This window comes from Paenibacillus sp. GL_099_B (assembly GCF_057835695.1).
Window position 1 is genome coordinate 1,794,271 of the sequence record NZ_CM174430.1, and the last position, 13,423, is coordinate 1,807,693.

General features: G+C 40.0%; 20 protein-coding genes and 1 pseudogene. All 21 read left to right on the forward strand.

The genetic code is table 11. The features are described from left to right. Nucleotides 1-484 precede the first annotated feature (484 nt). The 21 genes and pseudogenes from AC3ITG_RS08330 (at nucleotide 485) to AC3ITG_RS08430 (ending at nucleotide 13,408) form a co-directional block, all read left to right on the forward strand. On the forward strand, nucleotides 485-1,516 hold the full coding sequence (locus tag AC3ITG_RS08330; protein ID WP_326065229.1) for a hypothetical protein: 1,032 nt from the start codon (nucleotides 485-487) through the stop codon (nucleotides 1,514-1,516). A gap of 100 nt (nucleotides 1,517-1,616) precedes the next feature. Further along, the gene (locus tag AC3ITG_RS08335) at nucleotides 1,617-2,123 is read left to right on the forward strand and encodes a hypothetical protein (protein WP_326065230.1); all 507 of its coding nucleotides are present in this window, start codon (nucleotides 1,617-1,619) and stop codon (nucleotides 2,121-2,123) included. Between the two features lie 457 nt (nucleotides 2,124-2,580). Continuing rightward, nucleotides 2,581-3,084 carry a DUF4188 domain-containing protein gene (locus tag AC3ITG_RS08340; RefSeq protein ID WP_489253438.1) on the forward strand — a complete coding sequence of 168 codons (504 nt, stop codon included), beginning with the start codon at nucleotides 2,581-2,583 and terminating at the stop codon, nucleotides 3,082-3,084. A gap of 56 nt (nucleotides 3,085-3,140) precedes the next feature. Further along, the gene (locus AC3ITG_RS08345) at nucleotides 3,141-3,650 is read left to right on the forward strand and encodes a hypothetical protein (protein ID WP_310852375.1); all 510 of its coding nucleotides are present in this window, start codon (nucleotides 3,141-3,143) and stop codon (nucleotides 3,648-3,650) included. A 187-nt stretch (nucleotides 3,651-3,837) separates the two neighbouring features. Next, nucleotides 3,838-4,284, forward strand: coding sequence for a LytTR family DNA-binding domain-containing protein (locus tag AC3ITG_RS08350; protein WP_489253439.1), 447 nt, complete (start codon nucleotides 3,838-3,840; stop codon nucleotides 4,282-4,284). Continuing rightward, nucleotides 4,281-4,691 carry a hypothetical protein gene (locus AC3ITG_RS08355; RefSeq protein ID WP_064639689.1) on the forward strand — a complete coding sequence of 137 codons (411 nt, stop codon included), beginning with the start codon at nucleotides 4,281-4,283 and terminating at the stop codon, nucleotides 4,689-4,691. Before AC3ITG_RS08350 ends, AC3ITG_RS08355 begins: the two co-directional genes overlap by 4 nt. A 15-nt stretch (nucleotides 4,692-4,706) precedes the next feature. After that, the gene (locus tag AC3ITG_RS08360) at nucleotides 4,707-5,108 is read left to right on the forward strand and encodes a hypothetical protein (RefSeq protein ID WP_489253440.1); all 402 of its coding nucleotides are present in this window, start codon (nucleotides 4,707-4,709) and stop codon (nucleotides 5,106-5,108) included. A gap of 32 nt (nucleotides 5,109-5,140) precedes the next feature. Next, complete coding sequence (locus tag AC3ITG_RS08365; protein ID WP_489253441.1) at nucleotides 5,141-5,497, forward strand: immunity protein Imm33 domain-containing protein; 357 nt, start codon at nucleotides 5,141-5,143, stop codon at nucleotides 5,495-5,497. 55 nt (nucleotides 5,498-5,552) lie between these two features. Beyond that, nucleotides 5,553-5,912 carry a hypothetical protein gene (locus AC3ITG_RS08370; protein ID WP_489253442.1) on the forward strand — a complete coding sequence of 120 codons (360 nt, stop codon included), beginning with the start codon at nucleotides 5,553-5,555 and terminating at the stop codon, nucleotides 5,910-5,912. A 235-nt stretch (nucleotides 5,913-6,147) separates the two neighbouring features. Beyond that, the gene (locus tag AC3ITG_RS08375; protein WP_489253443.1) at nucleotides 6,148-6,825 is read left to right on the forward strand and encodes an HAD family hydrolase; all 678 of its coding nucleotides are present in this window, start codon (nucleotides 6,148-6,150) and stop codon (nucleotides 6,823-6,825) included. Next, nucleotides 6,822-7,349, forward strand: a complete 528-nt coding sequence (locus tag AC3ITG_RS08380) for a hypothetical protein (protein ID WP_489253444.1) — start codon at nucleotides 6,822-6,824, stop codon at nucleotides 7,347-7,349. Before AC3ITG_RS08375 ends, AC3ITG_RS08380 begins: the two co-directional genes overlap by 4 nt. Nucleotides 7,350-7,387: 38 nt before the next feature. Next, the gene (locus AC3ITG_RS08385; protein ID WP_489253445.1) at nucleotides 7,388-8,236 is read left to right on the forward strand and encodes an adenylyl-sulfate kinase; all 849 of its coding nucleotides are present in this window, start codon (nucleotides 7,388-7,390) and stop codon (nucleotides 8,234-8,236) included. A 66-nt stretch (nucleotides 8,237-8,302) separates the two neighbouring features. After that, nucleotides 8,303-8,488 (forward strand): hypothetical protein, encoded by a 186-nt coding sequence (locus AC3ITG_RS08390; protein ID WP_376032409.1) that lies wholly within the window; start codon nucleotides 8,303-8,305, stop codon nucleotides 8,486-8,488. A 60-nt stretch (nucleotides 8,489-8,548) separates the two neighbouring features. Further along, entirely contained in the window at nucleotides 8,549-9,115 is a 567-nt protein-coding gene (locus tag AC3ITG_RS08395; protein WP_489253446.1) for a histidine phosphatase family protein, read from the forward strand. 37 nt (nucleotides 9,116-9,152) lie between these two features. Further along, complete coding sequence (locus tag AC3ITG_RS08400; RefSeq protein WP_076290029.1) at nucleotides 9,153-9,665, forward strand: nucleoside deaminase; 513 nt, start codon at nucleotides 9,153-9,155, stop codon at nucleotides 9,663-9,665. After that, a complete protein-coding gene (locus tag AC3ITG_RS08405; RefSeq protein ID WP_072734132.1) occupies nucleotides 9,662-10,039 on the forward strand; it encodes a MerR family transcriptional regulator in 378 nt (125 codons plus the stop codon). Before AC3ITG_RS08400 ends, AC3ITG_RS08405 begins: the two co-directional genes overlap by 4 nt. A gap of 45 nt (nucleotides 10,040-10,084) precedes the next feature. Beyond that, complete coding sequence (locus tag AC3ITG_RS08410; RefSeq protein ID WP_489253447.1) at nucleotides 10,085-10,666, forward strand: GNAT family N-acetyltransferase; 582 nt, start codon at nucleotides 10,085-10,087, stop codon at nucleotides 10,664-10,666. Further along, the gene (locus AC3ITG_RS08415; protein WP_175383868.1) at nucleotides 10,641-11,279 is read left to right on the forward strand and encodes a Type 1 glutamine amidotransferase-like domain-containing protein; all 639 of its coding nucleotides are present in this window, start codon (nucleotides 10,641-10,643) and stop codon (nucleotides 11,277-11,279) included. Before AC3ITG_RS08410 ends, AC3ITG_RS08415 begins: the two co-directional genes overlap by 26 nt. Nucleotides 11,280-11,297: 18 nt before the next feature. Beyond that, nucleotides 11,298-12,190 (forward strand): annotated as a pseudogene (locus tag AC3ITG_RS08420) (PhzF family phenazine biosynthesis protein). 26 nt (nucleotides 12,191-12,216) lie between these two features. Then, nucleotides 12,217-13,011 carry an aminoglycoside adenylyltransferase domain-containing protein gene (locus AC3ITG_RS08425; protein WP_489253448.1) on the forward strand — a complete coding sequence of 265 codons (795 nt, stop codon included), beginning with the start codon at nucleotides 12,217-12,219 and terminating at the stop codon, nucleotides 13,009-13,011. Continuing rightward, a complete protein-coding gene (locus AC3ITG_RS08430; RefSeq protein ID WP_090808490.1) occupies nucleotides 12,974-13,408 on the forward strand; it encodes a cytidine deaminase in 435 nt (144 codons plus the stop codon). The genes AC3ITG_RS08425 and AC3ITG_RS08430 overlap by 38 nt, the downstream gene beginning before the upstream one ends. The last annotated feature ends 15 nt before the right edge of the window (nucleotides 13,409-13,423 follow it).

Consider the following 13,423-nt stretch of genomic DNA (forward strand, 5'->3'; position numbering starts at 1 on the left):
CTAGACAAAGAGCGGGGATTCGATGTTCATGCGGATATAATGGATATTCATTAATAATTGAATCAAAAGGATCAAATATGAACAAATATGAACAATCAACATGGGATGTTTCTAACAGTGGATAGATTCTGTTGTCTATATTGAAAAAGAATTTAAAGTTACTAATATGGAGTATTTTTTTGATGCTAACGACTAATAAATCCTAGGTACATGAATATAAGCGAAGAAACAATACTCGTTTAATTGATAACAGAAAAAAGATTCTAAATATCGATATAATAGTAAAGCTATTAAAAAAAGAATAAAACAAGCAGAAAAAATGCTCATCATAAACTTTTATTGATGGGTAATATCTATTATTTTTTATATTTTCTATAATTTGTTGATTTTTTTTTGTAATATTATGTATTATTCATAGTGTCATATTTTATTTATGGAAACTTATAGAAATTGTATGATAAATATATTTATAGGAGTTGAGCTAATGCTTCACAAATTGTGGGCTAAGGTAAAAAAAGGAATGGTGTTAAGTACACTTATTTGTCTAATGCTGATGAGCTTTTCAGGTGTTGTTAGTGCTAATTCCGATGAGATGACTTCTTCTGGTATCCAACCCCTTCAATCTTCTAGCATCGATGAGCAAATAAATAAAATATATGAAAAGCGGGGTCTTGTATTAGCACAGAAAAAAGAAGGTTACCTTGAGGAGTACGATAGATTGGGTAAAGAACTGGAATCTTTAGGAGTCGAATTCTTATCTCCTTCACAAGTAGAAGAAAAAATGGAAATTGCTAAAAAATCTTACAATGGTTTTTCACCTCAAGTAATCATACCTGCAAATGGGAAATACACATGGTCAAGCATTCGAAATTCTTGGGTAAAAAATGGTGTTACTTATGAAGTTCAACATTTGACCGCAGAATCTAATAGTAATGCCTCTATTCTTAAGGGCACACAAGCTAAAGTCATCCAAAGTTCTATAAATCTTCAAGCAGCTTCCGTAAATTTAGTGACTTCACTTATTAAAGAAGGGGCTACGGAATTAGGGAAACCAATTGATGTGACAATAACCATTTATGATGCTCTTAAAAGTTTTGTTAATGATGCAAACTTTGGAAGAACTACAATAATTCCTGATATTACTACAAACTACACGGTATCTTGGTATCAAAATATTGATTTCATGTATGTGAAGAAACAGGGTGAGTCAGACAACAACCAAGAATTGACGTTTATGTCCTCCGCAGTTGCTGGAGAAACTACTTGGGTAATTCCAACATTTAATTACAAAGTTAGTGGCGCTACAAAAAGTGTTAAAAACGTAGTGGGGTCTAATACATTTAACTATTATAACACCGTAGCACATAGAAATGGATCTATGGGGGTTGCAGCATATTTAAATCCCTCTGCGGCTAGAAACGCTTATGTGACCTACGCCGCAATAATAGGAGTTGGGGGCAAAAACATTGGATTAATACCTGTTGCTACTCCTGCATCACCTGTTGTAATGCCATAAATATATTGTTTTAATTTGTCTATCGCTTAGAAATAAGATTTGTGTATTGTTAAATTACACAAATCTTATTTATTTTTAGAAGGTAAGGAGACATCAATACATGAAAAGAATAATGAAATTCTCTATTATTCCAATTGTATTAATCATTATGATTCTATTATTTTACCAATTCCCTAAAAAAATCGATATCATTCGTCCTGCAGTTTCTTTTAATGATAATAATCCCGAATCACTTAAAAACACCTCTATCCATATAGCAGGAACATTTAACAGGCCGTTATTTAGGCAGCATGTTTTTAAGGGTTCCATTATAATAAACGGCATAGAAATAACAGAAAAATACGATACAATTGACACTGAGGTACTCAAAAGAATGAATGGAATTAATATGGGGAATTTGATCTATAATAACACTCAAAACGCTACAGTACTTGGTATTATTTGGTTTGATAATAATTTCAGAGATATTGGAATTTTAGGTGTAAATACCGAAGCGAATCAAAAAGAGGCTATCTATATTGTTACGGGAGAGTCATATGAAGAAGGATTAAATAATCTGAAAAAAATGAGAGATAAATATGGATCTGGATTTATAAATTTTGAATAAGAACGTAATAAGTATCAGAAATAATATAATCTTAATTATGGATGGTTGTATGCACAATATTATTTTATGATTATATACAGAAAAGGTGCGACATTGTACAAATTGTATAGTGTCGCATCTTCTACTTTTCCCCAAAATACAAGTCCTTTATTCATTAAAAAAGTATAACGTTAGCGTGAATATAGTATTAAGTTAAGAGATAAATAATCGGAAATTCAGATTGCTTTTGTAATAACTTTTCATTCCTATATCATGGATGAAATTGTTTTCTTTAAAGTGTCAGGTATCGGTAGAATTATGATCATTCCAAGATCGAAGAGTCAGATTGGAGTGGTAAAGATGGAGTTAATGTGGACAAACCGAATAGTGCTCTGATCATGTGATTAAAGAGGGTGTGACGCCCAGTGAAACTTTTAATATTAGCTAGTTAGATCAATTTTAAAAAAGGAGGACTAATGTGGCGAACATACACAAGGGAAGATATTCGGCTGAGATCGAAGGCGAGTTTTTTGTTTTTATTATTGGAATGAGAGTTAATCGCTTGTGGGCCATACATAAGTGGTTACCTGTTTTTAAATCCATGGGCCCGATGATTAAAGAACTGTACATGAACCCAGATACCGGGTTTCTGGGGACGGAATTTTTTATGAGCTGGCGTGGAGTGACTCTGCTGCAATATTGGAGATCTTATGATGAATTGGAGAAATACGCACGCGGTGGCCTACACTTGGATGCTTGGAAACGATTTAACCAATCCATTGGATCGGATGGAAGCGTGGGGATTTATCATGAAACGTACAAAGCTCAATCCGGTTCATATGAGACCATCTATGCGAATATGCCCAAATTCGGATTGGCTAAAGTGTCTAACCATGTTCCAGCGACAGGCAGGAAAGAAACGTCCAGACGTAGAATGGGTGGAGAGAGTGATCCCGCAGTAGAAACACCAAAGAATCCTTAACATATGACTAGTGAAGTTCGAATGTACAATTATCGCAAGTAGAGAGGAGCATGTTATTGAAAGTTAATGTCAAACCAGAAGATTTAGGCTCTGAGCAGCTTAGCTGGCTGTGCGTCCAACCGATGTTGATCTCCGTTCGGGGTAAAGATGTTGCAGCAAAAGTAGAGGTATATCGGCGATTACATGAAGGACAACAAGCGATATTTTTGTTCTATTCCTATCATAACCATACGAAGAGCTTGGCAGAGTTTTATTGGTTTTCGGCGTATAACATTATTGACATGAAGAGCTGGAATGGAATTAAGAATGGGATGCGCTATTTTAACCAAAATGAAATGGTAACTCTGCTGGATGACATCGAGCGTTTGATTACAGATAAAAATAAAGTTGGAGATACGTGGCGTGAGGTCCTGCCTGCGGATTTGGAGAAAGACCCAATCCTGCTGCAAAGAACGGAAGAACTATACGCTAAATATCGAGCCGCTGCTCAGGAAGCTATTTTACACATGAATGAAATAATTCGGCAAAATCAGGAGATGTATCTGGAGAACAGTTCGGTAACCTGATTCCAGATGACAGTCTGAAAGAGAGACACGGAGGGCTACTCTTGAATGAGTAGTCCTTTTTATCGTGTCTATACGCTGAAAAATCAGTACCGATGTAACAAACCTGCAATTTCATGCAACAAAACGCAATACTGTGGGTTTGTCGTGGCTTTGCTTGTAATATGAGTTGTGAGAGGAGGAACAGCAAATGAAAGTCATTTTTGAAGAGGAACTGTTAATGGAAAAAAGCATGGCCAAGGTCATAACCCGTCCTGATGAGAAGTCCCATTGGGACAGTATCCAAGAAGCGATCTGCCAATCGGAAACAAAACTTGTTGTCATCAATGCCAAGAACAATCGCAATGTGCAAATCGAGTTGAGTTCGGTGGTCGCGATTGAATCAGAGGATCGGTTGTGCTGTGTACGTGTCATCACAGGCGAAAGGTATTTGCTCAACAAACGTCTGAAGTTTGTGGAACAGGATTTGGGATCATCCCATTTTGTGAAAATCAACAATCAAACGATTATCAACACACGTTGTATTAGCGAATTTTCATCAACAGACCATGCCAGGATCCAGGTTGATCTGAACGATGGTTCCAGTTACTTTGTTAGCCGATTCTATATTAAAAACTTTAGGGGGAAATTATCATGATTAGTCAGTTGAAGCATTCATTTTTTCAGGTTTTTACAGTAACTTCGTTGTGGGTCACCTTGTTATTGACACTATTCTCTAAAAGTCAGTCCTTTGAAATGGGTTACCTATGGAATATTGCCGGGATTTCAGCTATTGCCGCTATACTGTTTGGCGTAATGTACAATGCACTTTGGAACTACTTTACGATGAAACCGGTGTGGAATATCGTCATTTCTTCCACATTTAATATTGCAGGAGGAATGGCGATCGTATGGTTATTTTCTACAGACATGTTCCTATTGATTGCTCCCTGGTTCCCTGGAATGTGGGTCCTATCCATCGTACTGCACATTATTGGTTTCTATTTCTATGCTAGAATAGATAGCAGGAAAAAAGCGGAAGAATTAAATAATATTCTGAAGTAAGCAAGGGGTACTGAAATGAACGAAGAAAAGGTTTTGGAGTTGTATGGTTTAGATCCAGATACCAAACATAGGCAGCAAATCAGAGAGTTGTTGCAGCAAGAGATTGAGAATCAAGAAGCAGTAGATCATGAGTATCTCAAAACCTTATGTATTATGGTGTTCTGCATCGGAAATGCAGAGGACACTGTGCTGATCTGGAAGGCAAAACGCAAGAATCAGGATACGAGCAGTTATATTGATGTGCAGCTTCTGTGTGGTGCCGGTTATGAGAAGACAGTGACCTATCTGGAACAGAAGGATGGGGATCAAGTGAGAGAACAGTTGAACTATCTTAGAAAGTGTGAGCCATATGACTTTGTTGATTTTTCCAAGGAGGAATGGGTCTCTTACTATAAACAATATTATGAACAACCTTAGTCATATCCAACATGTGAGAAGTGAGGTGATTAATGATGACAAATGCTGATTCCATCCAGGAACAGATGCAGATGTGTCAGAAATATAATGCCGACTATGTACCGAGCGAACTACACCATAAGATCGGAATCGCCTGGAACGTCAAAGAGAAGTTGGAACCGATCCATGGAATGCGTATTCAGCCCGAGGGAGATACAACCGGATGGTATATTTGGGCGGAAGAATACTCGGAGGCAGATGATTTTTTCGTACCTTTACATGTCATACACATCGATGACTGGGACCCCAAAATCAAGAAGTACCTCGGACTTGCGCCGGGATGGCGGTTTGTGATTGCAGAAGATTATGAGGATGTATGGTTTGACGAGCAGTTGCTTAACAGATCATAGTCAGAGCAAGCAAAGCAACCAATGAGTTAAATGGAACTTTGAAAGGAGTCATACAATGGCAAGTACGCATGATAACAAAGCAGCTAATTATAGAGCAAATGGGATAAGTAAATTAACCATAGCTATTAGTGTTATAGTTATCATAATTGTGATTCTGGCTTTTACCAATCCATCCAGAACCGATTTCTATAAATGGATGGAAAGCGAGCATGGTATACATGTCTCCTACGATGTTAATGAAGGAACGACGTATACACAGATCACGAACGGCCAGGAAAAAAATCTTAATTTCAGAAGCGGGCATATACAGCATGTGGGAATCTTTACTACGTATAATGAGACTTTTATGGATGTTGAGGGTAATGAGATCAACATTAAAGCCACTGGTGTAATGAACATGTTTTTTAAAAGATAGTTGGTTGCTGTTCAGATGTTGGAAAGGGGTTATACATACCACGCTTCTTTGTATGATGAAAACATGCAGAGCATCGTGGTTTTTGTGTTGAGCAAAATCCGTAAGGAGGGGGAGGATTACGTTATTTGGTTCATTCGCAAATTCCACATTATGGGTTATGATGTACCTACAGAGAAAATTTAACATACATAGGAAGTTTTTCGGGGATTGAGATTATTCCAGTAGGAGGAATAGAATGAAAGCTATTTTCCTTGATTTCTATGGGACAGTTGTTCATGAAGATGATGATATTCTACCCGTAATTTATAAACAAGTTCAAGCGACAGCGCAGGTGGAATGTACAACGGATGAGATCGGTGCTTACTGGTGGAAGGCTTTTTCAACATTGTTTTATGCAAGCCACGGCAGCCAGTTTACCACGCAAAGAATGCTGAATGTGCAATCTCTGGCAGAAACGCTTCTCCATTTCAAATCGGATCTACAAGCTGAGTCGCTTAATCAGGAACAGTTGGCACATTGGCGTAACCCTGGTATATTTGCTGATTCAATTCCCTTTCTTCATTCTCTTGAAGTTCCGGTATATATCCTTTCCAATATCGATACGGATGACGTGAAAGCCGCAATGAAGGCACATAACATTGAAGTGGCCGGAGTGATTACCAGCGAGGATGTTCGTTCTTATAAGCCAAGGTCAGAGATGTTTGATGAAGCGATCAATAGGTATGGTTTGCAGCGAGATAAAGTGATCCATATAGGGGATTCTCTGGTCAGTGATGTACAAGGAGCACAAAATGCGGGAATTAAGGCTGTATGGTTGAATCGGAAAAGTAAATCCAAACCGCAACAGATTACACCGGATTATGAGTGCAAAGATCTTGGCGAAGTTGTGCATATGTTGGAGGCTTGGATATGAAAAAGTTAATTGCGTTGTCATTATTATTTCTATTCTTAATCGCCTGTCAGGATAAAACAAACCATGAAGCTGTACAGAAACCAACGATTCCAGTGACGGAAAGCGTTACTGATGAAGCAATCAAGCAGAAGGACGATGAAGCAGAAACACCCAAAGAAGACAGAGGCATTCCTCCTGTTTACCTTGATGAAACGAAGTATACAGGTGATGAACTGGAAATCGTCAAACTGATGAATTCCCGCATGCGTTATTTATGGGAAGAGGATGAAAAGGGCTATATGAGCCTTTTTGATCCACAGTCGCCAGTCTCAGGCGTGCCAGCTTCAGGATTCTCAGGTTTTAAAGTTCGCAAGGTCATCTCTATGAGTGATATCAACATTCGAGAGCAAAAGAAGCTTTATGAAGCACTTGTGATGGTTACTGAATTAAGAGAGAACGAGGAAGAGGTCAGCTCTAGCATGGTGTTTTGGAAAAAGAAAGCGGATGGCGATGCTGCGAAATGGATTTTTGCAGACATCGATTAACAACAACTGAATGGAATGAAGTTAAGGGTGATGAAATCATGACAAAACAATTGATACTTATTGAGGGATTACCGGGTTCAGGAAAGTCGACGATTGCCAAGATGGTATCCGAGATTCTGATTGAGCAGGGCAAAAAGGTGCGACTCATCCAGGAGGGGAATCTGGATCACCCTGCTGATTATGATGGTGTTGCCTTTTATTCTGCGGAAGAGTTCAGGTCTTTGGTGGATGCTCACGTGGCGTGTAAACATATATTGGAGAGTAAAGCTACAGCCTATCAGGATGGTTTCCTGATTCCGTATCGCAAAATGAAAGAGGAATCCGGAGTGGATTTCCCTGATTATGTGGTGCAGGAGATATTTAACAAAGATATTTATGAACTGCCTTTTGAACAAAATGTGAAGCTGATCACCGAAAAATGGCGGAGTTTTACCGAAAGCGTGATAAGTGCGGATGATGATTCCATCACCATATTCGAATGTTGTTTCATTCAAAACCCACTGACCATAGGTATGGTGAAAACCAATCAATCCAGAGAAGAAAACGTGCAATATGTTCTGGAATTGGAGCGCATCGTTCAACCATTGAATCCGCTCCTAATCTATATTCATCAGGAGGATCTTGCACATACCTTTAACAAGGCGATCCAGGAAAGACCCAAGGAATGGTCAGCTGGATTCGTACAATATTACACAAATCAAGGATGGGGACTCGCGAAAGGATATCATGGTGTTGAAGGCACGGTGAAAGTTCTTCAGGCAAGAAAAGAGTTGGAGACCGAGATTTATCAGTTATTGAAGATGGACAAGCACTGGCTGGACAATTCAGAATATAGCCGCGCTGCTTGCCAGGAGGAACTGGAGAAGATTCTGAAAATTTCACTTTGAGATACTAAAGTACAAGTACGAGATTTCTTCGTGCGGTAATACAATACATAATGGAGGTTTATTTTCATGTTATTTCTGGAGGCAACACTAATCGTCATTACCGTTCTATTGTTCATCATAGGTGTAAGGAGCAAACGCAAAACATGGATTAGATGGGGTATAGGGAGTTTAATTTTGTTGATTGTACTTTTTATTCCATCGTTTGTTAATGGATTTGTGGAGGGATTATCTTCGGGCTGGTCGGCAAAGTAACCTGGAAGCAGTTAAAATTATGGGAGCCTTAAGCATTACGTTCAGAAATAGGAGGGGCATGTGGATCTCACATTTATTCGTCATGGTCACGCTGAACATTTGCTTCATTATCCTTATCAGCTAAACCAGTTGCATCCGGGACTTACTGAACAAGGAAAGAGGCAGGCCACTGAATTACGAAATCAGATTAAAATCTTACCAGAAGACATAGTGTTGGTGAGTCCTACGAAACGAACAATAGAAACGGCATCCCTCTTAACATCAAGAGCTAAACTGACGGTCTGTCCACTCGTTGGCCCGAGAATGTTCCCTCAAAATCCGGAGTTCTCTGTTCTGCGCTGTGATCAAATCTATTCGAAAGACGAATTAAATACTCAGTATACAGGGTTGCAAATTCTTGATTTTGAACTTGACTGCTGGTTGGATGGGATTAATCGAATGGAAGAACATCTATTTGAGGTTTATGCTGGACAGCTAATTCAATGGTGCAGAAAGCAGGGCGGGAGTACTTTTATCATTTCACATGATGGTACGATAACAAGTTATAGAGCTTTTCTTGGAGAGCAGGGGTTAACCCGAAGTGACTTTCTAGGCGAAGCTGGGCATTACACGATTAGAGATCTCTAATATAAAAGATCAATATCTAAACTAAGGGGGATTTTTCGTGAGATTATCGGACTATGAATATTTAGTTTTGGCTCTGGAAGAAGCAGATCAGGCGCTAATAGAAGGAACATATCCGATTGGTGCGATAATTGTGGATGCGGATGGGGATGTCGTTAGTAAAGGAAGAAACCGAGTCTTCTCCGAATGTGATCCCACCGCACATGCTGAAGTCGATGCTATTCGTCAGGCAGGGCAACATTTGCTGGATGTAAGTAAGAAGCGCTACACGAAGAATGACCTGACTCTCTACACCACATGTGAACCTTGTCCCATGTGTTCATGCACCATATTAATGTCGGGGATCAAAAAGATCGTATGGGCTGCGGATGATGAAGGGTATGGCGGGCTTAGACGTTTTAAGGAGGGCCCTCATTTTATCCATCTGTTCGACACACTTTCCTGTATTGCAGCACCATATCTTGATTTGGAAAATAGACAGCGAGCATTGCTTGCCCAATGGAATATTGGTAGAGGTATGCTTAATACAGAGTGGGAGACTCCCAAACAATGAAATCCATTCCGATCTCCATTTTACTAGCCAGTGTCATTTTGGGAATATCGTTCATAGTTGGCTGCCTGTTGCTATCAAATCAGGGGAGAGCTAGTGAATCGACTCAGGCAGTGGAACAGGATGTGCCGAACAATAATAAAACATTAATGACGATCCAAGAAACGGCGGAGTATCTGAGTATGACTAAAGAACAGGTGATGGACATTATTAAGGCCGAACAAGGAAGTTTCTCGGCATCGGGTTTCTTTGAAGGAAAAATGTTTCCTTTCATCAAGGTTCAAGATCAATTTTTGGTTAGTAGAATCGAGTTGGAATTGTGGGCTCAGGACGCATCTTCAAGTCATAGAAGATATATTAATGGGCAGATGCAATAGTCCTAGGGGAACGACGGCCTAAACAAACAAAGGAGATAATTTGAAATGGAGTTCGCAGGACAGAAGATAAGAATAACACCTGTCACAGAACATGACCTCGACTTTATAAGCAAAATTGAATGTGATGCGAGTATATGGAGTTTTGAGGAGACCGTTGAAACGGATACGGAGAAAGTTCGCGATAAATATCGTAGTCATTTTTTTACTGTGGAGGAAAAGCCGTATGCCTATGATTTCATTATTCGTCGTTTGGAAGATCCAGAAGGTGAACCAATTGGCCTTATCCAAATGTGGAGCTATGTAGGTCATAGAAAAAGCTGGGAACTCGGATTCGCGCTGCTTCCGAATTATGTAGGGAAGGGCTACGGAAGTGAGGCTACGAATCTTTTATTAGAATTTGCATTCAACGGGTTACACGCCCATAAAGTGATAGGTATGTGCAATGCTCAGAATGTCCGATCGGCTGCGCTGATGCAGAATGTAGGTATGACACGGGAAGCTGTGTTCAAGGAAGAACTTTGGTGGAACAATCAATGGACGGATCAATATTTCTTCTCCATTTTAGAAAAAGAGTTTAGTGAACAAAGAGGGAGGAATTCAGATGACCAAGTTGGTTTTGTTAAGTGATTTATATTTCGAATCTAACCACCAACTAAATCAGAGGATATTGAGCTTGTTCAACTCTGACCAGCCTTCCATTGGTTATGTACCTTCGTGTTCCGACCCGGGACGGAAATATTTCGAGCATACGAGACGTTACTATAATCAACTGGGAATCAAATCAATTGATTATTATGATCTAGACCTAGAATACGAGGGAAACAGATTCAATACGATTTTTGAAACCGATGCGATTCATTTATCTGGAGGGAATACATTTTATTTTCTAAGTTTATTGCAGAAGAGAAATGCAATGGGATTGTTGCGTTCCTATGTGAACAAGGGCGGCATTCTGATTGGAGTTAGCGCGGGTAGTATTCTAACTACACCAACGATTGAAATGGCCGGATATGGTAAAGATGCAGACGAGAACCATGTTGGATTAATGGACAAGCAGGCTCTGGCGCTCGTTGATTTTGAATTTTCACCACATTGGGATGGAACGGAAGAAGCTCTGGAATCATTACGAGATTACGCGCGTGCCAATTCTACAACAATCTATGCTTGCAAAGATGGTAGCGGGATTATTATCGATGGTGAAGTGGTAGAGTCATATGGCGATGCACATCGTATAAACTGAAAATAAGGTGGGACTACAATGAGTGAAATCACTGTATATCATTATGATGCTTTTTCCATGGTTCCTGGTAAAGGAAATCCGGCTGGAGTCGTCTTTCATGCCGATTCCCTCAGTGAAGAAGCGATGCAGCAGATTGCGCATAAAGTCGGCTTTAATGAAACGGTCTTCGTGATGAGTTCAGTAGTTGCAGACGTTAGATTACGGTATTTCACACCGGGTCATGAGATTAATCTGTGTGGCCATGCAACAATGGCATCCATGTATGGGTTAAAGACTAGAGGGCTACTGGAGGATAAACAGTCGATCACTATTGAGACTAATGTAGGCATATTGCCGATTCAGTTCCAGCAGGATGGCGATACGGTCAACATTGAGATGAAGCAGGATCAACCCCGTTTCATGCCATTCAAGGTGACATAGAGAAGCTGGCAAAATCCATTAATCTAACCACGGATGATATTGATCTATCCACACCTATAGTTTATGGAAGTACAGGCACCTGGACTTTGTTGATACCGATTCGCAAACTGACTTCTTTCCAACAAATGAAACCGGATTCTTCTCTATTTCCTGAGATATTAGATGAAAATCCGAAAGCTTCTCTGCATCCATTTGCTTTGGAAACCCGCGATTCAGATGCGCTAATGCATGCCAGACATTTTTCCTCGCCCTTTTCGGGAACTACGGAGGATCCGGTTACGGGAACAGCTTCCGGTGTGATGGGTGCCTATTATTTGGAGTATATGAATTCTGGAATGGATCAGACTCATTTTGTTGTGGAGCAAGGGCATGAGATTGGCAGAGATGGGAAAGTTCATGTCAGTGTGGTCAGAAATGGACAGGACATGGATGTCAGAATACGAGGCACGGCTGTTTTTGTGGAAGAAATGAAAGTGGAGTTGGATACGTAACAACGTAAATGAAGGAGAGGGTTTAGGTGGATGAACAGGCGATACTACATACAGTTTCTCATTTGTTACAAGAAGAATGTTCGGACTCTTTGGTAGGAATTTATTTGCACGGGTCCATGGCTATGGGGTGCTTCCATCCCAATCAAAGCGATATCGATATACTGGTGGTATGCCGGGAGCAGCTGTCTGCTGATACCTATCGAAGGATTGCGAAGAGATTGATGCAGACCGAAGATGAAATGCATATTGTCACAGGGTTTGAACTTAGTATTGTTTTGGAGTCTACGGTTGCTAAACTGACATTTCCGACTCCATTTGAGTTTCATTACTCGGGGTATCACCGGGAAAAGTATAGAACTGATGATCAATATCTTTGCGGTGGATACGAAGATCCGGATCTGGTAGCACACCTGGCCGTTATTGTTGACCGTGGAATTGTGCTTGTCGGCAAACCGATTAAGGAGTTATTCCAGCCCGTAAAACGTGAATATATGTTGGCCTCTATTACATCTGACGTTGGTTCAGCTATGGAAGAAATAACGGAGAATCCTGTCTACTATGTTCTGAACCTATCACGGGTTCTATTGTATGTGAAAGAGTCGGTTATATACTCCAAGCGAGAAGCAGGCGAGTGGGCACTCATTCATATTTTACCGAAGTACAAAGAAGTCATCTCACAATGTATAGCAAAATATAACGGAGAGCTGGAAAGCGTGAATCTAAGTGATGATTTACTTCTGGATTATGCGAAGTACATGTTGGATGAAATAAAAAGGAGACATCATGATGATTATAACGACAGAGGATCTGGAACTGATTGAAGCAGCAAAGAACGTAATTTTGCGTTTGTATCAGGAGGGCAAGCATCACGTTGGGGCAGCAGTACGAACTCGATCTGGAAAAATATTTACGGCGGTACATCTGGAAGCCTATATCGGTCGTGTCTCAGTATGCGCGGAAGCGATTGCTATAGGTAAAGCCATTTCGGAAGGGGAACATGAATTCGAAACGATCGTGGCCGTAAGACATCCCGAAGTTGATCCTAATGATGCACCGAACGGAGCGGAAATCCAGTTAGATGTGGTATCTCCTTGCGGTATTTGCAGAGAACTGATTAGTGATTATGGGAAGGACACACAGGTCATCTTGCAGGGAGAAGAGGGTTATTCTAAAACAACGATTGGGCAGCTATTACCACAAAAATATACAAGAACATAATAAGGAAGGTAGACT